This window comes from Devosia sp. XK-2, assembly GCF_037113415.1.
In the GTDB taxonomy this organism is placed as follows: domain Bacteria; phylum Pseudomonadota; class Alphaproteobacteria; order Rhizobiales; family Devosiaceae; genus Devosia.
Map to the genome: position 1 here is coordinate 3,132,204 of NZ_CP146608.1, position 22,923 is coordinate 3,155,126.

A 22,923-nucleotide genomic window follows, 5' to 3' on the forward strand; every position below is an offset into this window, starting at 1 on the left:
CTCTGGGCGATCATCGCCTGGCAAAACACGACGGCACGGCTCCATCGTCCCCTCGCCCCTGAGGGGAGAGGGCTAGGGTGAGGGGTTCAGTCATCTGGCCCCTGCGTCGATGCTGAACCCCTCATCCGCCGCTTCGCGTCACCTTCTCCCCTCAGGGGAGAAGGGAATTCATTGCTCTTCCGCGACTAAACTGGCTAGAACGCCGGTACACAGCCCGGAGCCATCCATGCCCCAAGCCCCCTATACCGTCGACAAGCTGATTTCCTCCAAGGCCATTGCCGCCCGCGTCGAGGCCCTGGCCCATGAAATCACTGACGCCTTCAAGGACACCGAAAAGCTCGTTGTCGTCGGCCTCTTGCGCGGCTCCTTCATCTTCATCGCTGACCTCGTCCGCGAGATCGACCTGCCGGTCGAGGTCGATTTCATCGAAGCCTCGTCCTATGGCAATGCGATGGAGTCGAGCCGCGAAGTGCGCATTCTCAAAGACCTGCGCGGCGAAATCGCCGGCCGCGACGTGCTGGTGGTCGAAGACATCATCGACACCGGTCACACGCTGAAACACGTCCTCGAAATCCTCGAGACCCGCCATCCGCGCCGCATGGAAGTCTGCGCCCTGCTCAACAAGCCATCCCGCCGCGAAACCGACGTCCCCGCCCGCTGGATCGGCTTTGACATCCCCGACGAATTCGTCGTCGGCTACGGCATCGACTACGCCCAGCGCAACCGAAATTTGCCGCATATCGGCAAAGTAAGGTTTACCTAGCAGTAGTTTCTCGGCCTCTTCCAGAAGGGGAGCTGTGGCATCGGCGCTTGAACAGGCTCTGCAATAACACTCGATCTCTCCCTCCCCCTTGAGGGGAGGGAAGCGAGATAGGACTTGGCCTAGCCAAGTCCGTCAAGTCGAGCAGGGTGGGGGTGTCGAGGCCGTCACTAGCTCGGCACCCGTGAATGTCACCACACCCCACCCCTAGCCCCTCCCCTCAAGGGGGAGGGGAACTACATCACCGCCCCAACCTGCCAGGGCACAAATTCATTGTCGCCATAGCCCAGCGCTTCGGACTTGGTCTTCTCTCCCGAGGCGACCCGCAGCACATGCTCGAAAATCTCCTGCCCCTTGGCCTCGATGGAAACACCCTCGACGATATCGCCGCAATTAATGTCCATGTCCTCGGTCATGCGGCCATAGAGTTCGGAATTGGTGGCCAGCTTGATCGACGGCACCGGCTTGCAGCCATAGGCCGAGCCACGCCCGGTGGTAAAGCACAGCACATTGGCCCCGCCAGCCACCTGGCCCGTGGCTGACACCGGATCGAAGCCCGGCGTGTCCATGAACACAAAGCCCTTTTCGGTGACTTTCTCGGCATATTCATAAACCGCCGTCAGCGGCGTCGATCCGCCCTTGGCCGTCGCGCCCAGCGATTTTTCGAGAATCGTGGTGAGGCCACCCAGCTTGTTGCCCGGCGAGGGATTATTGTTCATCTCCCCGCCATTGCGCCGCGTATAATCCTCCCACCATTTGATCCGTTCGATCAGCTTCTCGCCCACCTCGCGCGTCACCGCCCGGCGGGTCAGCATATGCTCGGCGCCATAGACTTCCGGCGTTTCCGAAAGAATCGCCGTGCCGCCATGCTTGACCAGCGTGTCCACGGCCACGCCCAGCGCCGGATTGGCGGTAATGCCCGAATAGCCGTCCGAACCGCCGCATTGCAGCGCCAGCGTCAGATGCGACGCATCGACCGTTTCGCGCCGCGCCTTGGCGGCCACCGGCAACATCTCCTTGATCCGCTCCACGCCCCAATCGATCATCTTCCGCGTGCCGCCGATCTCCTGGATCGTCATGGTCTGGAAGGTGTCGGTTTCCTTAAGGTTATAGGCCTCTTTCATGCGGTCGATCTGAAACGCCTCGCACCCAAGGCCCACCAGCAATGCCGCACCCAGATTGGGGTTGGACGTATAGCCCCACTGCGTCCGCCTGAGGATTTGATAGCCTTCGCCATGCGTATCCATGGCGCAGCCCGTGCCATGCACGAACGGGACCACCCCATCGATCTCCGGATAATCATCCAATATGCCGGAGCTGTTGATCGCTTCCGCCATGAATTTGGCGACCGTCGCCGAACAATTCACTGAGGTCAGGATGCCCACATAATTGCGCGTGCCGACGGCGCCATTGGCGCGCTTATAACCTTGAAAGGTCGCGCGCTTGTCTGCCGCCAGCATGTCAACCGGCATCGCCCCTTCGGCAAAGGCATAATCATGCATCAGCGAACCATCCGGTCCACCCATGCCGCAATTGTGCTCATGCACCCAATCGCCGGGCGCTATGCCCTCCTTGGCAAAGCCAATGATCTGGCCGAACTTGATCACCGCTTCACCCGCCATGATCGGCCTGGTCGCAAATTTATGTCCGCGCGGCACCCGGCGAACAATGCTCACACCCTCGGGCGTTGGCGTCCCCACTTCCAGATTGGCCAGCGCGACAGCAATATTGTCGGCGGCGTTGAGCACGAGTGTTTTGCCTTGCGGCTCGACGACATGTTCGTTCATCAAAGGGGTCCTGGGGTCGGTTCAAGCGCTTTACGCCGCCGGCTTTTCTCGCCAGATTGCACCCGCAATCGAGAGGACCGGCATTGTCATTCAACGCGTCTCTAACTAACATGTTAGCATGAAAACGGAAGCCAGTCCCTATCAATTTCTTGGTTCAGCAGGCGATTTCTCGCGCGGCACGGTCACGGTGGACGTCACCAATGCCCTGCGCGAAGCCATTGTCACGCTCGCCCTGCCCCCCGGCATGGTGCTCGACAAAACCGCCATCTGCAGCCAATTGGGCGTCTCCCGCTTCCCCGTCAGCGAGGCCCTGGCCCGCCTGGCCGACGAGGGCCTGGTCGATATCGCCCCCCAACGCGGCTCGACCGTTTCCCTGGTCAAGATCGCTGACGTCCGGGAATATATGCTTATTCGCAAGGGGTTGGAGAGTGAGGCTTTGCGCGTGCTGATCGGCAAGCACGATGCCGACGTCATTGCGGCCCTGCACGCCAATATGGCGGCCCAGCGCGAAGCCGCGTCCCGCGACGATGCCGAGACCTTTCACCAGATCGACGTCGATTTTCACGACATCATCTTCCGCTCCATGCGGCTGACCAAGGTCAAATCCATCATCGACAGGGCCCGCGCCAATCTCGATCGCGCCCGCCGACTGATCATCACGCCGCGCCGCCTCAACCACACAATTGCCGAACATCAGGCCATCTTCGATGGCATCCTGGCGGCCAATGCACCCCAGGCTATTACCGCGATCCGCGCCCATATCGACGCCGTCATGGTCGAACTCTTTGCCTTCGCGCAGGAACAGCCCGCACTTTTTGCCGATGGCCACGAATTCACCACCGAAGACAACGATTTCCCCTTCGGCTGAGACAAAGCCGCTCGCTCTAAGAGATCAAAATAATGCTGAAAAACATCCCTGCCCTGTTGGGCCCTGAACTGCTCTCGACCCTGCGTGCCATGGGTCATGGCGACGAACTGGTCATCGCCGACGCCAATTTCCCCGCGGAATTTTTGGGGCCGATGACAATTCGCGCCGACGGCATTTCGGCCACCGCCATGCTCGATGCCATCCTCACGCTTCTGCCGCTCGATCAATATGTCGAGGAAACCGCCATCGGCATGCAGGTCGTCGGCGATCCCACTGCTCGCCAGCCCATCGACGATGAGTTTGAGGCCATCATCGCCCGCCACGAGCCTGAAAAACACTATTCCAAGATCGAGCGCTTCGCCTTTTACGACCGCGCCGCGAAGGCGGCTGCCGTCATCCAGACCGGCGAAACCCGTCTCTATGGCAACATAATTCTCAAGAAGGGCGTCATTCGCCCGCAGGCCTGACGGAATCGCTCAAAACAGACCTCGACACACTAACATGTTAGCGTTTATGACGCTGCTGAACCCTTTTGGAGGACCCCGCCATGAAACTGCTTCGCGTCGGCGCCAAGGGCGCTGAAAAGCCCGCCATCCTTGCTGCTGACGGCTCCATCCGCGACCTTTCGGGCGTGGTATCTGATATTGGCGGCGCCGCCCTGCTACCCGAAGGCCTGGCCAGGATCGCTGCTACAGACATCGACTCGCTGCCAAAGCTCGATGACGGTCAGCGCATTGGCCCCTGCGTCGCCAATGTCGGCAAGTTCATCTGCATCGGCCTCAACTATGCCGATCATGCCGCCGAAACCGGCGCCGCCATTCCCGAAGAGCCGATCATTTTCATGAAGGCCACCAGCGCCATTATCGGCCCCAATGACGATGTCATCATTCCTAAAAACGCCATCAAGCCCGATTGGGAAGTCGAATTGGCCGTCGTTATCGGCAAGGAAGCCCGCTATGTCGAGGAAGCCGATGCCATGGATCACGTGGCCGGCTATTGCGTCTGCAACGACGTCTCCGAGCGCCATTTCCAGACCGAACGCGGTGGCACCTGGGACAAGGGCAAGGGCGCCGACACTTTCGGCCCCATCGGCCCATGGCTGGTGACCAGAGACGAAGTGGCCGACCCGCAAAACCTTTCCATGTGGCTCGAGGTCGATGGCAAGCGCTACCAGAACGGCTCCACCAGGACGATGATCTTCGGCGTTGCCAAAGTGGTCTCCTATGTGTCCCAGTTCATGAGCCTGCAGCCGGGCGACATCATCACCACCGGCACCCCGCCGGGCGTCGGCATGGGCATCAAGCCCGAGCCGGTCTGGCTCAAGCCCGGCAATGTCATGCATCTGGGGATTGAGGGCCTGGGCGAGCAAACCCAGAACGTCAAGGCCTATAGCGCCTAGTTCTCCGCCCCCGCGCAAGGCCTGGACGGGGCTTGCTCCCCGTCCCAGACACGCTACGGCCCTCGCGGCGCGACCCGGAGGCTTCTGCCCCGCACAAGACCGCCTCGATCATCAAGGCCCGGTCCTGGCCCGCCGTCAGCGCGCCAGTGAAAATCCTTTGGCGCTGACCGAAAAGAACTTGCCCATCAATCCCGGCAGCAGGGGCCAATTCATGGCATTGACCCCGATATCGCGCACCAGGCCGTGCAGGGGTGTGGCTGGCACGAACCAGTTCGCCATGCGCCGGCCGGCCTGCTGCTTGTCCTGCACCAGGGGCCGCAACCGCGCCTCGAACCGCCCCAGCGCCGCGCCGACATCATCGGCACCGTCCAGCACCTGTCCCAATGCCCGTCCCCCGGCCATGGCAAGCGAAGCGCCCTGCCCGGCCAGCAGCGACACCGCATAGGCCGCGTCACCGACGAGAATGGTACGACCTTTGTGCCATTGGTCCATCGCCACCTGGGCAACGACATCATAATAGATGCCGCCATCGTCCGGCGCCGCCTGCAGCACATCGGGCACGATCCAATCGAGCTCGCCAAAGGCGGCGCCAAGCGCCTTGCGAACATCCTTTGGCCGCTCGAGGCCATCGGCCCGCATTACGAAAAAGCTCATGATCCGGTGTCGATCGACTTCGTAAAGCCCGACCATGCGATCGCGCACCGTCATCATTTTGAAGTCGCCGCTCAGTGCTTCCGCAACGCGCGGGCTCTCAAAGAAGTAGGCCGCCGTGTGAAAACCCAGTGGCCGGATGAACTGCTCTTCGGGCCCGAAGACCAGCTGCCGCACCTGGGAATGGATGCCGTCCGCGCCCACCAATAGGTCGAAATCCTGCCGCTTGCCGTCGCGGGTGGTCACCACGACCCGGCCTACCCTATTCTCGACCTCGGTCAGGTCCGTCCCATAGCTGATATGCACATCGCCCGGCAGGGCGCTATGCAGCTCCCTTTCAATGTCACCGCGCAGAATGGGAAACAGCTTGCCATCCGCGGCCTCTATCATCCGCTCATAGGCCATGGACGAGGCGGTGCGCCCCCTGGCATCGACAAAGTCCAGCCGCCCCACGCCCCGGGCATGCCCCTGCAAGGCCTCGATCACGCCCAGATCCTGTGCCGCCTCATAGCCGGGGCCAAAAAAATCCAGCATATAGCCGCCGGCCCTGAGGCCCTGAGCCTTCTCAATCATGGTCACGCTCCAGCCGGCGCGATGCAGCGCCAGGGCCGTGGTAAGGCCGGCAATCCCGGCGCCGCAGATCAGAGCCCTCATTGGCTGTCCTCCTTCGGTGCAATCCGGTCCACCAGCGCGGCCCATGCCGCAGCCTGCTCGGCACCGCGCTCAGGAAAGAGCTGCCGATGCAGCGCCAACCCGTCTCCCGCGAGCAGGATCAGGCCCGTTACGGCCCCGACCTCTTGCGGCGTGAAGCGCGCCGGCGCCAGCTGCATCAGCACCGCCTCCATATGCGCCCGGGCTGCCTGTGCAACCTCGGCCAGTCTTTGCCGCAATGCCGGATTGCCCTGCGCCCGCGCAACGAAGGCAAGATAGGCGCCTGCCAGGGCCGGATCGGCATCCATGCTGGCTGTCGTGTCCGCGCCCAGCGCCGCCAGCCAGTCCCGGACTGTGGTGCCCGGTGCCGGCCACATGCTCGGCATGCTCATGATGAAGGCGTCCAGCGCCTCCACCACAATATCGTCGAGCCGCTCAAAGTGGTGAAACACATTAGCCTTGCTGACCCCCGCCCTGGCCGCCAGGGCCGACGCCGTCAGCGCCTCGCTGCCGCCTTCCGCGAGCAGCGACAGCGCTGCCGCCACAATATCCTGCCGCTTGCTGGACCTGATCATCGCAACACTTTCCATTCGCTGCTTTGCATATACTGACCGATCGGTCGGTCAGCAAGGGTTCGTGCGAAGTTTTTTGTCCGACACGAACGCGCCATCGCCCTGCCGGCTTGTGAGGAATGGTCTGGAAGGCTATGGCCTTTTGCGGGTTGGGAGGGATCCATGACCATTTTCGACAATACGCTCAATGCCGATGGCGCCCTGATCGTCGGCGCTGGCCTGGCCGGTCTCTTCACAGCCCTCAAACTGGCGCCGCGCCCGGTGACTGTGCTGTCACCCAAACCGCTGGGCATGGGCGCCTCCTCCGCCTGGGCGCAGGGTGGCGTGGCCGCGGCCATGGGCGAGAATGACAGTCCGCACGCCCACGCCCAGGACACGGAGATGGCCGGTGCCGGCATTGTCGATCACGGCACTGCCGAAGGGGTCACCGCCGAAGCCGTCGCGCGCATCGAGGATCTGGCACGCTGGGGCACCCCCTTCGACCGCGACGATTTCGGCAATTTCGCGCTGGGGCGCGAGGCGGCCCATTCGGCCAATCGCATCGTCAAGGTTGAAGGTGATCGCGCCGGCTGGGCCATCATGCAGGCCATTATCGCCCAGGTCCGCCGCACCCCCTCCATCCGCGTGGTGGAAGGCATTACCGCCCTGAGCCTGGCCCGCGACAATGGCCGCATTGTCGGGGTCTATTGCCGGCGCCTGGGCGACCGCTATTCCGAGCCCATCTTCATCCGCGCCCGCGCCACTATTCTGGCCGCCGGCGGGTTGGGCGGCCTTTATGCCGTCACCACCAATCCACCCGGCGTGCGCGGTCACGCCATGGGCATGGCGGCCCGGGCCGGTGCCGTCATCGCCGATCCCGAATTTGTGCAATTTCACCCCACCGCCATCGCCACCGGCGCCGATCCGGCGCCCCTCGCCACCGAGGCCCTGCGCGGCGAAGGCGCCATTCTCGTCAACGATCTGGGTGAGCGCTTCATGCCCGCCATCCATCCCGATGCCGAACTGGCCCCGCGCGACATTGTTGCCCGCGCCAATTTCCGCCAGCTCCAGGCCGGCCACCGCGTCTTCCTCGACACGCGCGCCGCCCTGGGCGCCGGTATCCTCACCCGCTTCCCCACGGTTTCCAAATATTGCCATGAGGCCGGCATCGATCCGGTCGCCCATATGATCCCGGTGACCCCCGCCGCCCATTTTCACATGGGTGGTGTCAAGGTCGACGAGCGCGGCCGCTCCTCCCTGCCCGGGCTCTGGGTTTGCGGCGAGGCCTCCTGCACCGGCCTGCACGGGGCCAATCGCCTGGCGTCGAACTCCCTGCTCGAGGCTGTGGTTTATGGCGCCCGCATTGCCGAGGACATTGGCGGCCTCGAACCAACACGCGAGCTTGCGCCCTTTAAAGGCATCGAATGGAACGAAGCCGAGGGCAACAGGGCCGAAGAGATCCTGCGCAACACCATTGCCGTTCAGGAATTGCGCCGCATCATGAGCGACCTGGTCGGCGTCGAGCGTGACGCGGATGGTCTGAACCGGGCCTTGCGCCAGATCGCCCATCTCGAAGCCAGTGCCGAACAGGTCACCAGCGCCTTTCTCAACATGACCACCTCGGCCACGCTGGTCGCGGCCGCGGCCCTCAAACGCACCGAAAGCCGCGGCGGCCACTTCCGTCTCGATTTCCCCGAACCAAGCCCGGATTGGGAGCATCACACCGAGATGACGCTGACAGAGGCCCTCGCCATCCGCGCCGGAGCTTGATCACTCCGTTAGCAGATAAGTGGCCAGCGCCGTCAAATCCGCATCGGTCCAATGCGATGTCGAGTCGGCGATAACCTCGCCCATCGCCCCGCCCAGCACATCGAAACCCGGGGTAAAGCCGGTCTTGAGCGCATCGACCAGCGTGGCCTGGTCATAGCCTGCTTCCGCCAGCGCCGCCGCCGTAATGTCCGGCGCCCGGCCACCCGTGCCGCCCGGCGAACCGGTTAGCGCCTTGTCCCAGTCGAGTGCCCCAAGGGCATTGCGCGGCGTATGGCAGGCCACGCAATGGGCTGGCCCGAAGGCCAGATACTTGCCGCGATTATAGGTTTCCGACTGCCCCTCTTCCGGTTCGAACCGATTGGGCGAGAAGAACAGGTTCTGCCAGCCCGCCATGGCCAGCCGAATATTGAACGGGAAAGGCACTTGGTTTTGGGCTGCTGGTTCCGCCACCGGCGCGGTCGCCATCAACGCCGCATAGAGATCGGCAATCTCCTGGTCGCTCATCAGCGTGTAATTTTCATAAGGGAAGGCGGGATAAAGATGCCCCTGTGGCCCCATGCCATTGCTCATGGCGTCCGCAAATTGCGCCAGGGTCCAACTGCCGATGCCTGCTTGGGGGTCTGAAGTGATATTGGGCGGCACAAAAGTGCCAAATGGAGTCTCCAGGCCGGCCCCACCCGAAAGATAGGCCCGGCCGCCCTCTGTATCGGTATGGCAGGCCACGCATCCGCCCAGCCGGATCAGATAGTCACCGCGGGCTATGTCGCCGGCCAGGTCGAGTTCCCGTGCCGGTCCGGCAACGGGCTTGAGCAAAAAGCCCCCCGAACTGACCCCAATGACCGCAACGGCGAGGGCCGCCCACCATCGCTTCCTCATGCCAACCCCGCTTTTGCTCAGTTGGCCGGATCAAACCAGAAGCACCGCCAGGGCGCAATTGTTCGCCGATCAAGAGCTGGCGAGGTCGAGCAATTGCGCAATCCTGTCCTTGCTTGTCTCGGCTACCAGGCGCCCTAATTCGGTCTCGCCGCGCATCAGCACCAGGGTCGAGCGGCGCGGAATGGCCATGTCGCGCGCCAGCTCGCTATTGCCATATTCGTCCCAATCGACCCGCAAAATGGGGATGGCGGCATAAGCCTCGCTCTCTTTCTGCAACGCATCGAGCACCCGCTGCTGCGCCGCACAGGTGGGGCACCAGGTTGCGTGGAAATTGATGACATAGGGCACCCCGCTCGCGGCAAGCCCATCCAGCTCGGTGCCGGTATAGTCGATGAATTCGAGCGCCATGGCGCGGCCCATGGCCAGCGCCGAGACGCTCACGCCCGCAAGGCCTGCGAGCAGATGGCGACGTGTGATCATAAGCTTCTCCTCAAATGCTCACTGACAAATCGACCAGCCAGACCGGCAAGACGCCAAGCGCCCAGGCCTCGAGCAACCTGTCGATACGGAAAATAATCGCCAAGCCCACAATCACCAGGCCAAACCCCAACACGGTCTTGGCATGCGGCGCAATCCGCATCAGCAGCGCGCGCCGGCCCGACAATGCTGAACGGGTCCCATAGGCCAGACCCAGCACGATGCTGGCGGCGCCCAGCGCGAAAAACGCCATGATCAGCCCGGCATAGACCATGTCCTCGCCCTGCGCGGCCAGACCAATGGCGCCACCAAGCGTGGGGCCTATGCAGGGCGACCAGGCCAGGCCCAACAAGGCCCCGGCCGCCGCCTCGCCCGAAAGCCCGCGCCCCTCGACCCGCCCGAGCAGCCGCGTACCGCCGCTGGCCGTTGCCCCGGCCAACCGGGAAAATTGCGCCTGCAGACGCGGGGTCAGCATCACGAGGCCAAAACCCAGCATGAACCATCCCGCGCCCAACGCAATGGCCTCCTGCGGCAGGCCCAGCGCCCGTGTCAGGGCGAAGGCACCCAGGCCCGCAATCGTGAAGCTCGCCGCCATGCCCGTGGCCAGGGCCAGCGGCGCCAAAGGGTGCCGCGCCAACGCACTCGCCCCGATCAGTGGCAGCAAAGGCAGCACGCAGGGATTGATGAGCGTCAATAGACCCGCCGCAAATGCCAAAGCCAATTCGAGCACGCCGTTCTCCCGATCGCACCGTTACGACCACAATACGGCAGATGGCAGCCCCCGGTTACAGCCGCGTCATAAACTGGTCGTGATCAGGCAGAGAGAACAGCGTCCACTTCGGCCCGGCTTGGCGGCTGGCAACCCACCCGCCCGCAATTGATCCCGGCCACCACGGCACCAAAGCGCAACATGGCCTCAAGCTGGCCTGGCGCAAGCCCGGCCAGCCGATCCGGCCGCAGGGCGCCGGCCTCATCCAGCCAGGTCAGGATGCCGGCCATCAGGCTATCGCCGGCTCCTACCGTATCCCCGAAAACCGGCGGACGATGGATCGGCGCCGCGGCCTCGCCGCTGCGCGAAAAGGCCCGTGACCCTTGTTCGCCCATCGTCACCACGACCAGGGCGCAATGCGGCCGCGCCAGCAACTCCGCAGCATGCTCCTCAATGCTCATGCCCGGCTCAAGCCAGGCATGGTCCTCGTCAGAGAGCTTGACCAGATGCGCCTTGTCCAGAAATTGTCCCAGCCGCGCCCGATAGCCCGCTTCATCGTCGATCAGCTTGTCGCGCACATTGATGTCGATGGAAATCGTCGCGCCCCGCGTCGCGGCAGCATCGACCACATCGCGCCACACGCGGGCGTCCTCTTCCAGGATCGGGCAGAAGCCACCGATCTGGTAAAGCGAGACCTTTTCGGGCAGAGCCGCCAGCAGCACCTCCCGGGTAAAGGCCCGGTCGGCGCCGCGCTCGAACACATAGCTTGCCTGCATTTTGGCATTGAAGCTGACAATCGCCTTGGTGGTGGCCGCTGCGACACGGTCCTTGAGCAGCACCGTCACGCCGGCCTCCGCCAGCGGCGCCAGCAGCACATCGCCGAATTCGTCCTGGCTGATCGGGCAGAGGAAACCGGTGTCGTTGCCCAGCTTGCTCAGGGCGATTGCACAGTTGAACGGCGATCCGCCGGCATGGGCAACCCGCTCGGCGTCCGCCTCCGCTGAGACCGGCACCAGATCGATCAGGCTCTCGCCGCCCACAACAAACATGCATTCCTCCACAGGCATCAGGTTTGGCGGTGCATACCACTTTCGTATCAGATGTCACCAGCCAGATGCGGCAAACTCCCGCATTTCCGCCATAATCGCATTGACCCACCGAACGGATAATGCTCAATCGGTTCGAGGAAAAGGCGCGGAAAAGTGCTGTCCTTCGGTCAGGGAGCAGGGGAGAACACATCATGCAGGCGCTTGCCGTGCTGGTCCGCGTGATCAGCTCGATCAATTGGCTCGTTGGTCAGGTTTTGTCGTGGCTGGCTTTGGGCTGTGTTTTGGTGTGCTTCACGGTTGTGGTGCAGCGCTATGTGTTCAATACGTCCACGCTCTGGATGCAGGATCTTTATGTCTGGCTGGGCGGGGCGATGTTTACCGGGGTGGCCGGTTTTGCCCTGATGCGCAATGACCATGTGCGGGTGGATGTGTTCTACCGCCCCGCCTCGGTGCGCTGGAAGGCCATTGCCGACCTGATCGGCGTCTTCGCCTTTCTGCTGCCCTTTGTCTATGTGGTCTGGACCTATGGCTATACCGCGGTCGCCCGCTCCTGGAGCTACCAGGAAGGCTCGGCCAATATTGGCGGCATGCCGGGCCTGTTCATCCTTAAAAGCTTCATCCTGGTCTTTGCGGTGCTGGTGGGCCTGCAGGGCCTGGCCATGGCCGCCCGCGCCATTCTGGTGCTGGCCGGCCAGGAAGAGTTGCTGCCCGGCCATCTGCGCTACGAAAACCCTGACGACAACGACCATCCCGCCGGAGAGATTGCCTGATGGATCCCGTACTTCTGGGCGAGGTGCTCTCGGCCGTCATGTTCTTTGGCGTCATCGGCGTGCTCATGCTGGGCTTTCCGGTGGCCTTTTCGCTGGCTGGCACGGCCCTGATCTTCGGGCTGATCGGCTGGTGGCTGGGTGTCTATGACCCCTCCAATTACGGCTCGCTGGCCGGGCGCTATATCGGGCTGATGACCAATGAAGTGCTGGTGGCGGTGCCGCTCTTTATCTTCATGGGCGTCATTCTCGAGCGCTCCGGTATTGCCGAGCAATTGCTGCTCACCATGGGCAAGCTGTTCGGCAATCTGCGCGGGGGGCTGGCCCTCTCGGTCATCGTGGTGGGGGCGCTTCTGGCTGCCTCGACCGGCGTGGTCGGCGCCACCGTGGTCACCATGGGCCTGATTTCCCTGCCCGCCATGCTGCGTGCCGGTTATGATCCCAAATTGGCCACCGGCGTCATCTGCGCCTCGGGCACTCTGGGGCAGATCATTCCGCCCTCGACCGTGCTCATCTTCATGGGCGACATGCTTTCGGGCATCAATGCCCAGGTGCAGATGGAAAAGGGCAATTTTGCCCCCGAACCGGTTTCGGTCGGGGCGCTGTTTGCCGGCGCCATCCTGCCCGGCCTGCTGCTCGTGGGCATCTATGCCATCTATGTGATCTTCAAGGCCATTACCGACCCCAAATCGGCGCCGGCCACCCCGGTGCCGGAGGACGAAAAACAGCACCTGGCCCGCGAGGTCGCCGTTGCCCTGGTGCCGCCATTGCTGCTCATCGTGGCTGTGCTCGGCTCCATTCTGGGCGGCATTGCCACCCCCACCGAAGCCGCCTCGGTCGGCTCGGTCGGCGCCATGCTGCTGGCGCTCATCCGCCGCCGCATCGACCTTTCCATCCTGCGTCAGGCCGTTATTTCCACCGCCACCATCACCTCGATGGTCTTCATCATCCTGTTCGGTGCCGCCGTCTTCTCCATCGTCTTCCGCATGATGGGGGGCGACAACCTGGTGCATGAATTCCTCTCCTCCATGCCCGGCGGGGCCATGGGCGCCATGATCATCGTCATGCTGATCATGTTCCTGCTGGGCTTTATCCTGGACACCTTCGAGATCATCTTCATCGTCATTCCCATCACCGCCCCGGTGCTGCTGGCGCTCGATGTCGATCCGATCTGGCTCGGGGTCATGGTGGGGGTCAACCTGCAAACCAGCTTCCTCACCCCGCCCTTCGGCTTTGCCCTGTTCTATCTGCGCGGCGTCGCCCCCGCCCATGTCACCACCGGCTCCATCTATCGCGGCGCCGTCCCCTTCGTCATCCTGCAACTGATCGGAATCGCAATCCTATTCGCATTCCCACAACTCATCACTTGGCTCCCAGACGTGTTGTACTGAGAGCTGTTCCGGAGCACCAATCGCGCCAGTGGCGCGATTTGAAGCGAGCAGGCCCGAATGGCAGCGGCGACGACAGGCAGACGTGAAAAGCCGACATATTGGCCCGGTTCCGTTAGTCTGGTGTCAACCAGGCATACTGAACTCTTGTTAAGGTCCGACATGAGATAAAGTCGGGTCCCGACGCCTAATGGTTCTACGCCGTGTCGCATTTGTCTTTCTCCCGACGTCTAAAAGCCGTTCTGCTGGCGGCGGCTGTCGGATTTATAGCGCTCACCTGCGCCTTCGCCCTGTGGGCGTCCGGTCGCATCGATGCAGACGCCCTGCACCGCCAGGCGCAGTCGGTCGCGATCGGCCTGGATGAAATCGCCGAGCGTATCCCCGTTGAACAGGACTCCGTGGCCATCTGGGACGAAGCCGCCCTCAATCTGCGTGCCGGTAATGCGGATTGGCTCGCCGACAACCTGGCCGAATGGGTGAGCAGTTACTTCGATCACGACCGGGTCTATATTCTGGACCCCCAGGACAATCCGGTCCGGGCAGTCGCTGCGGGCGAGATGCAGCCTCCCTTGTTCTACGACCGGGACCGCCAGGCCATTGCCGCACTCGTGGCAGGGCTCCGGACCGATATGCAAAGCGCCTCCAGCGGATTGGACGACTCCACCTCGGCCATCACCGGCATGGGCGTTCTGGACATCGTTCGTCTCAGCGATGACATGGTCGGCATAGCCAGCATCAGGCCCATCGTTCCCAGCGATCCCGAGGCTGTGCCACAGGCGCCCGGCACCGAATATCTGCACGTTTCGATCAAGCTGATCGATCAGGACGTTGCCGACACGATTGCCGAGCATTTCGGCATTTCGGGCCTGCACTTCGTCATGGACCAAACCGGACAATCCACACAGGCCAGCCAGAACGTTATCAATCAGGCCGGCGAGACCCTGGGCGTGATGCTATGGACACCTTTCCGGCCCGCCGCGCAATTGCTGATAGACACCATTCCCGTCCTGGTGCCGACGGCGGCCTTCATCATTTTGAGCCTCGTCCTCCTCCTGCGGCGGCTGGACCGGACCGCCGCGCGGCTTGAGCTGAGCGAGGCAGAAGCACTTTATCTGGCCTTTCACGATCCTTTGGCGCGCATTCCGAACAGGGCTCTGTTCGACGCCCGTCTTGAGCGCGCCATTGCCGAGCACCGCAAGTCCGGGGTCAAGCTGGCATTGCATATGGTGGACCTGGACCGCTTCAAGACCATCAACGACACCCTTGGTCATCCCGTCGGCGACGAACTGATCCGCACCGTTGCCCTTCGGCTGAGCAGCATTGTCTCGGAAGCCGATACCGTCGCCAGAATTGGCGGCGATGAATTCGCGATCATTCAGGTCAATGTCACGCGCGCGGAAGACTCCCTGCGTCTTGGCGAACGCATCATCGAAGAGCTGGCTCGGCCTTTCGATCTGCTCGGTCACGATGTCAGCGTCAGCGCCAGCGTCGGCATTGTGTGCTGCGCCGAGCTGAAGGACGATGCGCCCGACATGATCCGCAAGGCCGATATTGCGCTTTACGAGGCCAAGGCCTCCGGACGCAACCGCGTCGAGATCTTTGCCGGCGAACTGGATCAAGTCGTGCGCGAACGGCGCGAGTTGGAGATTGACCTGCGCGCGGCCATCAATGACGGCACAGGCCTGGAACTGGTTTTCCAGCCCATCTTTTCCGGCAAGAACGCGCGCATCCTGGGCGCTGAGGCGCTGGTCCGGTGGAACCATCCCAAAAAGGGCCGCATGTCGCCCGACCTGTTTATCGGCCTGGCCGAGGAGCGCGGCCTGATCGACGGCCTTGGCATGTGGGTCCTGCGGACGGCGGTCGCCTATGCGAAATCGTCAGCCATCCCCTGGGTCGCAATCAACGTCTCGCCTGTTCAGTTCCGCAACAATCGCTTTGCCGAACAGGTCTTTGCCGTTCTTGATGAACTGGGCCTTCCGCCAAAGCGCCTGGAACTGGAAATCACCGAGGGCCTGCTCCTGCAGAATTCTCCAGGCGTTCAGCAGACGCTCCGCCATTTGCGCGCCGGCGGGATTCGCGTCGCTCTGGACGATTTTGGCACCGGATATTCGTCCATCAGCTATCTGCGCACCTATGGCGTGGACAAGCTCAAGATCGACAAGTCCTTCGTTGCGCAACTGGGCCATGACCCCGAAGTGGACAGCATCGTGCGATCCATTATCGAGCTGGCCCGCGCCATGCACATGTCGGTCACGGCCGAGGGCGTGGAAACCGAAGACCAGCGCGCCCTGCTCACCGCACTCTCCTGCGATCAGCTCCAGGGCTACCTGCTCTCGCGGCCCGTCCCGGCGGAAAATCTGGACGCCATTCTCACCCGGCTCCCGCTTGCCAAGGCTGGCTGACTGCCCGTCGCCCTATCCCCGCAGCCCCGGCGCCTCCTGCCCGGTCGCCACCACATATTCGCTATAGCCCCCGCCATAGGCATGCACGCCCTCCGGCGTCAGCTCCAGCACGCGATTGCTGAGCGCGGCGAGAAAATGTCGGTCGTGGCTGACGAACAGCATCGTGCCCTCGAAATCGGCAAGTGCCTCGATCAGCATCTGCTTGGTCTGAATGTCGAGATGGTTGGTCGGCTCGTCCAGCACCAGGAAATTGGGCGGATCGAACAGGATCAGCGCCATGGCCAGCCGCGCTTTTTCGCCACCCGAGAGCACCCGGCACTTCTTCTCAATGTCGTCGCCGGAAAAGCCGAAACACCCGGCCAGCGCCCGCAAGGGTGCCTGCCCAGCCTGCGGAAAACTCGCCTCCAGCATCTGGAAAATCGTCAGGTCGCCATCAATGACATCCATGGCGTGCTGGGCGAAATAGCCCAGTTTGACGCTTGGCCCCCGTGAGATCGATCCCGCATCGGGCTCGGCCACACCGGTCACCAGTTTCAAAAGCGTGGACTTGCCCGCGCCATTCACGCCCAGAATGCACCAGCGCTCGCGCCGCCGCACATGAAAGTCCAGCCCTTCATAAATGGTGCGGCTGCCATAGGCCTTGTGCACACCCTCAACCCGCACAATGTCCTCGCCCGAGCGTGGCGCAGGGCGGAACTCGAAGACCACGGTCTGCCGGCGCTTGGGCGGCTCCACCCGGTCGATCTTGTCGAGCTTCTTGACCCGGCTCTGCACCTGCGCGGCATGGCTGGCGCGCGCCTTGAACCGCTCGATAAAGGCAATTTCCTTGGCCAGCATGGCCTGCTGCCGCTCGAACTGGGCCTGCTGGTTGCGGTCGGCAATCTCGCGCTGCCCCTGGTAGAAATCGTAATCACCAGTATAGCTGGTGAGGAGTCCGGCATCGATCTCGATGATCTTGTTGACGATGCGGTTCATGAAGGCCCGATCATGCGAGGTCATCAACAGCGCGCCGGTATAGGTGTTGAGGAAGTTTTCCAGCCAGATCAGACTTTCGAGATCGAGATGGTTGCTCGGCTCGTCGAGCAGCAGTACGTCTGGTTTCATCAGGAGAATTCGCGCCAAAGCCACGCGCATTTTCCAGCCACCCGACAGCGCGCCGACATCACCCTCCATCATGTCGGGTGAGAAGCCGAGGCCCGCCAGCACTTCGCGCGCCCGTCCATCCAGCGAATAGCCGTCCAACTCCTGGAACCGCCCCTGCACCTCGCCATAGCGCTCGATAATGGCGTCCATTTCATCGGCTTTGTTTGGGTCGGCCATATCGGCCTCCAGCACCGCCATCTCGGCCATCAGGTCGCTCACCGGCCCGGCGCCATCCATCACGGCACTGACGACGGATTGCCCGCCCATCTCGCCCACCTCCTGGCTGAAATAGCCGATGGACGTGCCCCGATCGATTGAGATTTGCCCCTCATCGGGCGACTCCTCGCCGGTGATCATGCGGAACAAAGTCGTCTTGCCGGCGCCATTAGGTCCCACCAACCCGATCTTTTCGCCCTTCTGCAGAGCGGCAGAGGCCTCGATAAAGACAATCTGCTTGCCGTTCTGCTTTGAGATGGATTCGAGACGGATCATGGCATGGCCTGGAAACTGAGCGTTCGGTCCCACGCTCTTGCCTCAATTGGGGAAAAGCGGCGGGCGTCCGACATCGCGGAGAGATATGGCGCTCCTAAAGCATTGTCAGGCTCTCAAGGCAAGCGCGCGCCTGGCAGCGCCCCGGCCATCGTGCCGATTGCCTTACCCCTCCGCCTTTCCGTACCGCTCATTCCACCAGTTTTGCCACTGCGCCTCCAACGCGGCGAACTCGGCCTCAGACAAGCCATAGGTTGTGATCAGCACGGAGCCGCCGCCGTGCGGTCTTTTGGGCGAGACACCCATATCGGTGATCACCATCAACCCATTGCCGAATTGCTGGACCAATAGGGCCGTCTGGAAATGCGTTGTGTACCAGACCAGTCCCCTTGCATTCAGACCCATATCCAATTGCGCCTGATAGGGGCGACCAGCCGCATAGTCTGCCGCCCGGAGACCCAGCGCCGCGCTTGGTTCGCCAATACCGGGTTTTGCCGCGCCGGAGAGGTAAATGGTCCGCCGCTTTTCGCCCGGATGCAGCTCCAGAGCCAGCCGCATTTGCTGGAAGAAATTGATCCAGCCCTGGGTGATGTCTTCATAGACGCCTTCCCAATCGATCGGCGCACCCCCCGATCGCATCAGGCGCAGACGTGTCCCATCGGCCGCCTCGGTCAGCTCGATGCAATCGCTCGCCCCCTCCCATTCCCCGAACTGCACCATGCGCTTTTCGGCATCGGGCGTGGCGTGATCGAGAAAGATGAACTTGATCTCCTCGCCAAGGCTGTCCGCATCCCAGCCGAACCAGGTTTCGATCAGCCTGGGGTCGCGCAGGGCTTCCCAGACTTTGTCAATCGGTGCCGCAATGGTGATATCGACAACCACCTGCCGCGGATCATCGGTGTTCTCGCTCATGCCATATTCCCTAATTGATCGGTTTTGCCTTGGTGCCGGCGGCGGAAGGGTGCGCCCCCAGCATCAGATGATAGCCCCGCTTGCCGGAGCCCTGGGGGTAGCGGGACACCACCGAAGCGATGGCCTCGCCCAATGCCTGCGAAAAGTCCTCGAAGTCCTGTGGGCGCTCAAAGCCGATATCGGCCTCGATGGTCAGGGTTAGTAGCCGCTGCCCGGCCGCTTCGGCGGCGCTGCGCATCCGCGTGACCTCGCGAACCATTGCACCGGCCGCCGCCGCCAGATGGTCTGCGGCGTGCCTGTCCTGAGCTTCGGTCCGCGCTCCTCCGAGCAGGTCGGGGTCGATAATAAAATCTTCGGCAGCGGCCACCAGCACGCGCTCCACAAAGCCGCGCCTTTGCTTCTCCTCCACCAATTTGACAAGGCCCGCCGCCTCAAGCGCCCGCAGGTGGTAGCCCAGTTTTTGACGCGGCAAGTCGAGGCGCTTGGCCAGGCTTGCTGCCGAACCCGGTTCGCGCAATGCGTTCAGCAGCTGTCGTCTGAGCGGCGAGAGCGCCAGCAAGGCGTGGTCGGCATCATCTATCAGCGCGGTGCGGTCGGTTGCCATGAGGTCTCCTCGCCAGCATCATCCAATAGACAAATTTATTTGTCAATTTAAGACGCGTTCGGCCGGGGGGAGCCGTGAGGGCAACAAAAAACCCCGCTGCCTGAGCAGCGGGGTTCTGACCTGTCGTCGAAGCGTTCGACTTACTCGTATTTGATGTATTTTTCGCGGGCGACCAGGAACGGCATATCGGTGCCTTCGGTACGGGTCCGCAGCAGGTTGAAGGCCGAGATGAAGCTTTCGGCGGTTTCCTTGGTCAGCGCGTCGCCGCCTTCGCGGATTTCCGAAATCAGTTCCATCGATGCAGTAGCACCGGCCTCAATGATCTCCTCGGGGAACTGGTGCACATTAACACCATGCTCGTCGACCAGTGCCTTGAGGGCCCGCGGGTCGTTGGCATACATGTCCGAGGACACATCGTCATAAGAAGCCTGGGCGGCGATCCGGACGATTTCCTGTAAGTCTTCCGGCAGCTCGGCAAACTTGGCCTTGTCGACCACCACTTCGGTGGCCAGACCCGGCTCGACGAAGCTGGGGAAGTAGTAGTTCTTGGCAACCTGATAGAAGCCCAGCGCCAGATCGTTATAGGGACCGACAAATTCAGCGGCGTCCAGCGTGCCCGATTGCAGGGCGGCAAAGATTTCGCCAGCGGCGAGATTGGTCACCGAAGCGCCCAGCTTGCCCCAGACCTGGCCGCCCAGACCCGGCGTACGGAAACGCAGGCCCTGGATATCGGCCACGCCGGTCAGTTCATTCTTGAACCAGCCGCCCGCCTGGGTGCCGGTATCGCCCGAGAGGAACCCCTGCAGGCCGAACTGGTCGTAAATCTTGTCCCAGATTTCCTGGCCGCCCAGATAGCGCACCCAGGCCCCCAGCTCGCGATTGGTCATGCCAAAGGGCACACCGGTAAAGAAGGACAGCGCCTGGCTCTTGTTCTGCCAGTAATAGGCCGCGCCATGGCTCATCTCGGCCGAGCCGTCGATCACCGCGTCGAGCGCCTGCAGGCCAGGAACCATTTCGCCGGCGGCGAATACCTGCACGGTCAGGCGGCCGCCCGAGGCCTTGGTGATGCGGTCGGCCAGCTTTTGCGCGCCCACACCCAGGCCCGGGAAGTTCTTGGGCCAGGTGGTGACCATGCGCCAGGTGATATTGCCCTGGGCAATCGCCGGCGTTGCCAGTGTCGTGGCCGCCGCAGCCGCGCCGATCGTTGCAACCGAGGCCTGCTTGAAGAAGTCGCGTCTTTTCATTGGATATCCTCCCAGACAGAAAATGTGCGACACAAAACGGCCGCATCGTTTTTTCCGCGTGCCGGCCGCCGAAGGGGCGTTTTTCGCAACACGCGCGCAACATAGAGATAACGCTCACGGCGAACCTGTCCAGTAGGCGCGGCGCCCGACCATTGGTTTGCTGCCCGGACTACCCACTACTACGCAGGTCGCATCGGCGGATTGTGCTATGATCGGGGGCCGATGGAGGCCGGCACCGATGAATTTGAGACAGAAGATCCTGGCACTTGCCGTCGTGCCGCTGCTGCTGGCAATCCTGGCCATTACGGGCCTTGTCACCCATCAATCGACCGAACTGTCGCGGGCCAGCCTTGCCACATTTGAGCGCAGCCTGCTCAAGGCCAAGGAAAACGAGCTTCTCAATCTCACCAATATGGCCATTTCGGCCATTTCCGGCATCTATGAGGCCGCCGGGCCCGATGATGAAGAGGCCAAGCGCCAGGTGCAGTCGATCCTTTCAAGTCTCGACTATGGACCGGACGGCTATTTCTTCGCCTATGACTATGACGGGGTGAATATCGTCCATCCGCGCCAGCCGTTCCGGCGTGGTCAGAACTGGCTCAATCTCACCGATCCGGATGGCAATCGTGTCATCTTCAACCTGATCGAACGGGCCAAGGAAGGCGGCGGTCTGCACCAGTATAAGTGGGAAAAGCCCTCTACCGGAACGGTCGCCGACAAACTGTCCTTCGCGGTGGGTCTGGAAAAATGGGGCTGGATGCTGGGCACGGGCGTCTATCTCGACGATGTCTATGCCCTGACCGAGGCGGCCGAGGCGGACCTGATATCCCATATCAACACCACATTCCTCATCGTTGCAGCCATCACCATTCCTAGCGTCATCGCGGTTTTCCTCGCCGGCTTCATGATCACCATGCACGAACGGCGCCTGGCGGATGGGCGCCTGAAGGAGCTGACCCAACGCGTCATCGACGCCCAGGAGGAAGAGCGGGCGCGCATTGCAAGAGAGCTGCATGACGGGATTTCTCAATCCATGGTGGCCGCCCGCTACATGCTTGATCTGGCTCTGGCCAAGGTCAGCGCCGGGGCGGACGACACGGCCGCGATCATCCAGCGGGGCGCCAATGGCCTCAACAGCGCCATCAAGGAGGTGCGGCGCATCTCGCACGATCTGCGCCCGGGCCTGCTCGACGATCTCGGCCTGTCGGCCGCGCTCGAGGCCCTGACCAGCAGTTTTTCCGAACGCAGCGGCATTGCCGTCGATTTAAAGACCGTCGCTTTCAAGAATGTGCTTCTGCCCGAAGCGCGGACAGCGCTTTATCGCGTGGCGCAGGAAGCGCTGACCAATATCGAGCGGCATGCTCAGGCCAGCGAGGTGCGCATTGTGCTGACCAGCAGTGGCGGCGGCGCACAATTGCTGATCGAGGACAATGGTCGCGGCTTTGCGGATCGCGACGGCAAGGGGAGGTCCGGCGGGTTGGGCTTGCGCAACATGCAGGAACGCATGGAGCATTTCGGCGGCTCGCTGGATGTCCGGACGTCGCCCCGTGGCACGACATTGCGGGCCCGCCTGCCCAAATCCATCTATCTCACCCACAGAACCGAACCGGTCCCGGCATGACTTCGCCCACCCCTATCCGCGTCATCATCTGCGACGATCACCCCCTGGTGCTTGAGGGCATCCGCTCGGTGATCGAAACCTATGATCATATCAGGGTCGTTGGCGCCGTTGGCTCGGCCAAGGCTGCTCTGGCCCTGGCCGAGAGCGATGGGGCGGACGTCGTGATGCTCGATATCAACATGCCCGAATTGAGCGGGCTGGATGCCATTGAGCTGTTCCGCGAGCGTCTGCCGCGGACACGCCTGCTAATGCTCTCCATGCATGACAGCCGCGAATATATCTCGACGGCCGTCATGTATGGGGCCTCCGGCTATATCCTCAAGGACGTATCCACGAGCGAGATCATCGCCGCCATCGAGACGGTCGCGTCGGGAGGCACCTATTTCTCGTCGGGCGTCGCCCAGGCAATCCTCAGCAAGAGCGCCAAGCCGGCTGCCAATATGCCGCTCTCGACGCGTGAGCAGGCCGTTCTGCTGCTCCTGGCGCGAGGCCTGTCCAACAAGGATATCGCCGCCAACCTCGATATCTCGGTGCGGACAGTCGAAACCCACCGCAAGCACATCAAGAAAAAGCTCGGCATCGCCACCACGGCGGGCCTCACCCGCTATGTCATTGACCATGGCCTGATCGGACCCGAAGAGGAGTGACGAGGCGGGCAAACGAGCCAACTGCAAGGGCCGGATGGCGTTCATCCGGCCCTTGTTCATTTGTTCTCTGCGGATCGCGCTTTGCCGTTCGAGCCTAGCTCTCATGGCCTGTTCGCTCTTACGGCGCCACTGGCGCGATTTGTCCTCCGGAACAGCTC

At 62.5% G+C, this 22,923-nt stretch carries 21 protein-coding genes; 10 read left to right on the forward strand and 11 right to left on the reverse strand.

What is annotated here, in order from left to right:
* Nucleotides 1-226: 226 nt before the first annotated feature.
* Nucleotides 227-763 carry a hypoxanthine phosphoribosyltransferase gene (hpt, locus tag V8Z65_RS15380; RefSeq protein ID WP_338721031.1) on the forward strand — a complete coding sequence of 179 codons (537 nt, stop codon included), beginning with the start codon at nucleotides 227-229 and terminating at the stop codon, nucleotides 761-763.
* Between the two features lie 233 nt (nucleotides 764-996).
* Here hpt and V8Z65_RS15385 read toward each other — a convergent pair whose 3' ends face one another.
* Nucleotides 997-2,547, reverse strand: a complete 1,551-nt coding sequence (locus V8Z65_RS15385) for an altronate dehydratase family protein (protein WP_338721032.1) — start codon at nucleotides 2,545-2,547, stop codon at nucleotides 997-999.
* Nucleotides 2,548-2,665: 118 nt separating this feature from the next.
* On the opposite strand from V8Z65_RS15385, the gene V8Z65_RS15390 reads away from it, so the two are divergent.
* From V8Z65_RS15390 to V8Z65_RS15400, 3 genes are all read left to right on the forward strand, one after another.
* On the forward strand, nucleotides 2,666-3,415 hold the full coding sequence (locus V8Z65_RS15390) for a GntR family transcriptional regulator (protein ID WP_338721033.1): 750 nt from the start codon (nucleotides 2,666-2,668) through the stop codon (nucleotides 3,413-3,415).
* Nucleotides 3,416-3,447: 32 nt separating this feature from the next.
* A complete protein-coding gene (locus V8Z65_RS15395; protein WP_338721034.1) occupies nucleotides 3,448-3,882 on the forward strand; it encodes an RbsD/FucU domain-containing protein in 435 nt (144 codons plus the stop codon).
* Nucleotides 3,883-3,962: 80 nt separating this feature from the next.
* A complete protein-coding gene (locus V8Z65_RS15400; protein WP_338721035.1) occupies nucleotides 3,963-4,814 on the forward strand; it encodes a fumarylacetoacetate hydrolase family protein in 852 nt (283 codons plus the stop codon).
* 135 nt (nucleotides 4,815-4,949) lie between these two features.
* On the opposite strand, the gene V8Z65_RS15405 is transcribed toward V8Z65_RS15400, so the two are convergent.
* Both V8Z65_RS15405 and V8Z65_RS15410 read right to left on the reverse strand, forming a co-directional pair.
* Complete coding sequence (locus V8Z65_RS15405) at nucleotides 4,950-6,119, reverse strand: FAD-dependent oxidoreductase (RefSeq protein WP_338721036.1); 1,170 nt, start codon at nucleotides 6,117-6,119, stop codon at nucleotides 4,950-4,952.
* Nucleotides 6,116-6,691 (reverse strand): TetR family transcriptional regulator, encoded by a 576-nt coding sequence (locus V8Z65_RS15410; protein ID WP_338721037.1) that lies wholly within the window; start codon nucleotides 6,689-6,691, stop codon nucleotides 6,116-6,118. Before V8Z65_RS15410 ends, V8Z65_RS15405 begins: the two co-directional genes overlap by 4 nt.
* 159 nt (nucleotides 6,692-6,850) lie before the next feature.
* Between V8Z65_RS15410 and V8Z65_RS15415 the strand changes: the two genes are divergently transcribed.
* Nucleotides 6,851-8,437, forward strand: a complete 1,587-nt coding sequence (locus V8Z65_RS15415; RefSeq protein WP_338721038.1) for an L-aspartate oxidase — start codon at nucleotides 6,851-6,853, stop codon at nucleotides 8,435-8,437.
* On the opposite strand, the gene V8Z65_RS15420 is transcribed toward V8Z65_RS15415, so the two are convergent.
* The 4 genes from V8Z65_RS15420 to V8Z65_RS15435 form a co-directional block, all read right to left on the reverse strand.
* Entirely contained in the window at nucleotides 8,438-9,313 is an 876-nt protein-coding gene (locus V8Z65_RS15420) for a cytochrome c (RefSeq protein ID WP_338721039.1), read from the reverse strand. It lies immediately after the preceding gene.
* A gap of 69 nt (nucleotides 9,314-9,382) precedes the next feature.
* Complete coding sequence (locus V8Z65_RS15425) at nucleotides 9,383-9,793, reverse strand: thioredoxin family protein (protein ID WP_338721040.1); 411 nt, start codon at nucleotides 9,791-9,793, stop codon at nucleotides 9,383-9,385.
* 10 nt (nucleotides 9,794-9,803) lie between these two features.
* Nucleotides 9,804-10,520, reverse strand: a complete 717-nt coding sequence (locus V8Z65_RS15430) for a cytochrome c biogenesis protein CcdA (protein ID WP_338721041.1) — start codon at nucleotides 10,518-10,520, stop codon at nucleotides 9,804-9,806.
* A gap of 83 nt (nucleotides 10,521-10,603) precedes the next feature.
* Nucleotides 10,604-11,548: a carbohydrate kinase gene (locus V8Z65_RS15435; protein ID WP_338721042.1), complete on the reverse strand. Its 945-nt coding sequence runs from the start codon at nucleotides 11,546-11,548 to the stop codon at nucleotides 10,604-10,606.
* A gap of 191 nt (nucleotides 11,549-11,739) precedes the next feature.
* On the opposite strand from V8Z65_RS15435, the gene V8Z65_RS15440 reads away from it, so the two are divergent.
* The 3 genes from V8Z65_RS15440 to V8Z65_RS15450 all read left to right on the forward strand — a co-directional run bounded on the left by V8Z65_RS15440 (nucleotide 11,740) and on the right by V8Z65_RS15450 (nucleotide 16,105).
* Nucleotides 11,740-12,318: a TRAP transporter small permease subunit gene (locus V8Z65_RS15440; RefSeq protein WP_338721043.1), complete on the forward strand. Its 579-nt coding sequence runs from the start codon at nucleotides 11,740-11,742 to the stop codon at nucleotides 12,316-12,318.
* A complete protein-coding gene (locus tag V8Z65_RS15445; protein ID WP_338721044.1) occupies nucleotides 12,318-13,706 on the forward strand; it encodes a TRAP transporter large permease subunit in 1,389 nt (462 codons plus the stop codon). The genes V8Z65_RS15440 and V8Z65_RS15445 overlap by 1 nt, the downstream gene beginning before the upstream one ends.
* A 200-nt stretch (nucleotides 13,707-13,906) precedes the next feature.
* Nucleotides 13,907-16,105, forward strand: coding sequence for a bifunctional diguanylate cyclase/phosphodiesterase (locus V8Z65_RS15450; protein WP_338721045.1), 2,199 nt, complete (start codon nucleotides 13,907-13,909; stop codon nucleotides 16,103-16,105).
* A gap of 12 nt (nucleotides 16,106-16,117) precedes the next feature.
* Here the strand turns inward: V8Z65_RS15450 and V8Z65_RS15455 are convergent, their stop codons facing one another.
* From V8Z65_RS15455 to V8Z65_RS15470, 4 genes are all read right to left on the reverse strand, one after another.
* On the reverse strand, nucleotides 16,118-17,740 hold the full coding sequence (locus tag V8Z65_RS15455) for an ABC-F family ATP-binding cassette domain-containing protein (RefSeq protein ID WP_338721046.1): 1,623 nt from the start codon (nucleotides 17,738-17,740) through the stop codon (nucleotides 16,118-16,120).
* A 162-nt stretch (nucleotides 17,741-17,902) separates the two neighbouring features.
* Nucleotides 17,903-18,649, reverse strand: coding sequence for a hypothetical protein (locus tag V8Z65_RS15460; protein ID WP_338721047.1), 747 nt, complete (start codon nucleotides 18,647-18,649; stop codon nucleotides 17,903-17,905).
* A 10-nt stretch (nucleotides 18,650-18,659) separates the two neighbouring features.
* Complete coding sequence (locus tag V8Z65_RS15465) at nucleotides 18,660-19,253, reverse strand: helix-turn-helix domain-containing protein (RefSeq protein ID WP_338721048.1); 594 nt, start codon at nucleotides 19,251-19,253, stop codon at nucleotides 18,660-18,662.
* 140 nt (nucleotides 19,254-19,393) lie between these two features.
* Nucleotides 19,394-20,497 (reverse strand): TRAP transporter substrate-binding protein, encoded by a 1,104-nt coding sequence (locus V8Z65_RS15470; RefSeq protein ID WP_338721049.1) that lies wholly within the window; start codon nucleotides 20,495-20,497, stop codon nucleotides 19,394-19,396.
* Nucleotides 20,498-20,735: 238 nt separating this feature from the next.
* Here V8Z65_RS15470 and V8Z65_RS15475 point away from each other — a divergent pair, with 238 nt between their 5' ends.
* Nucleotides 20,736-22,118, forward strand: a complete 1,383-nt coding sequence (locus V8Z65_RS15475) for a cache domain-containing protein (protein WP_338721050.1) — start codon at nucleotides 20,736-20,738, stop codon at nucleotides 22,116-22,118.
* Nucleotides 22,115-22,765 carry a response regulator transcription factor gene (locus tag V8Z65_RS15480; protein ID WP_338721051.1) on the forward strand — a complete coding sequence of 217 codons (651 nt, stop codon included), beginning with the start codon at nucleotides 22,115-22,117 and terminating at the stop codon, nucleotides 22,763-22,765. The genes V8Z65_RS15475 and V8Z65_RS15480 overlap by 4 nt, the downstream gene beginning before the upstream one ends.
* The last annotated feature ends 158 nt before the right edge of the window (nucleotides 22,766-22,923 follow it).

Excerpts from the sequence above, each read along its gene's own strand:
- hpt (WP_338721031.1), top strand. The coding sequence starts at position 227 with ATGCCCCAAGCCCCCTATACCGTCGACAAGCTGATTTCCTCCAAGGCC.
- V8Z65_RS15385 (WP_338721032.1), bottom strand. The coding sequence starts at position 2,547 with ATGAACGAACATGTCGTCGAGCCGCAAGGCAAAACACTCGTGCTCAAC.
- V8Z65_RS15390 (WP_338721033.1), top strand. The coding sequence starts at position 2,666 with ATGAAAACGGAAGCCAGTCCCTATCAATTTCTTGGTTCAGCAGGCGAT.
- V8Z65_RS15395 (WP_338721034.1), top strand. The coding sequence starts at position 3,448 with ATGCTGAAAAACATCCCTGCCCTGTTGGGCCCTGAACTGCTCTCGACC.
- V8Z65_RS15400 (WP_338721035.1), top strand. The coding sequence starts at position 3,963 with ATGAAACTGCTTCGCGTCGGCGCCAAGGGCGCTGAAAAGCCCGCCATC.
- V8Z65_RS15405 (WP_338721036.1), bottom strand. The coding sequence starts at position 6,119 with ATGAGGGCTCTGATCTGCGGCGCCGGGATTGCCGGCCTTACCACGGCC.
- V8Z65_RS15410 (WP_338721037.1), bottom strand. The coding sequence starts at position 6,691 with ATGATCAGGTCCAGCAAGCGGCAGGATATTGTGGCGGCAGCGCTGTCG.
- V8Z65_RS15415 (WP_338721038.1), top strand. The coding sequence starts at position 6,851 with ATGACCATTTTCGACAATACGCTCAATGCCGATGGCGCCCTGATCGTC.
- V8Z65_RS15420 (WP_338721039.1), bottom strand. The coding sequence starts at position 9,313 with ATGAGGAAGCGATGGTGGGCGGCCCTCGCCGTTGCGGTCATTGGGGTC.
- V8Z65_RS15425 (WP_338721040.1), bottom strand. The coding sequence starts at position 9,793 with ATGATCACACGTCGCCATCTGCTCGCAGGCCTTGCGGGCGTGAGCGTC.
- V8Z65_RS15435 (WP_338721042.1), bottom strand. The coding sequence starts at position 11,548 with ATGTTTGTTGTGGGCGGCGAGAGCCTGATCGATCTGGTGCCGGTCTCA.
- V8Z65_RS15440 (WP_338721043.1), top strand. The coding sequence starts at position 11,740 with ATGCAGGCGCTTGCCGTGCTGGTCCGCGTGATCAGCTCGATCAATTGG.
- V8Z65_RS15445 (WP_338721044.1), top strand. The coding sequence starts at position 12,318 with ATGGATCCCGTACTTCTGGGCGAGGTGCTCTCGGCCGTCATGTTCTTT.
- V8Z65_RS15455 (WP_338721046.1), bottom strand. The coding sequence starts at position 17,740 with ATGATCCGTCTCGAATCCATCTCAAAGCAGAACGGCAAGCAGATTGTC.
- V8Z65_RS15460 (WP_338721047.1), bottom strand. The coding sequence starts at position 18,649 with ATGAGCGAGAACACCGATGATCCGCGGCAGGTGGTTGTCGATATCACC.
- V8Z65_RS15465 (WP_338721048.1), bottom strand. The coding sequence starts at position 19,253 with ATGGCAACCGACCGCACCGCGCTGATAGATGATGCCGACCACGCCTTG.
- V8Z65_RS15470 (WP_338721049.1), bottom strand. The coding sequence starts at position 20,497 with ATGAAAAGACGCGACTTCTTCAAGCAGGCCTCGGTTGCAACGATCGGC.
- V8Z65_RS15475 (WP_338721050.1), top strand. The coding sequence starts at position 20,736 with ATGAATTTGAGACAGAAGATCCTGGCACTTGCCGTCGTGCCGCTGCTG.
- V8Z65_RS15480 (WP_338721051.1), top strand. The coding sequence starts at position 22,115 with ATGACTTCGCCCACCCCTATCCGCGTCATCATCTGCGACGATCACCCC.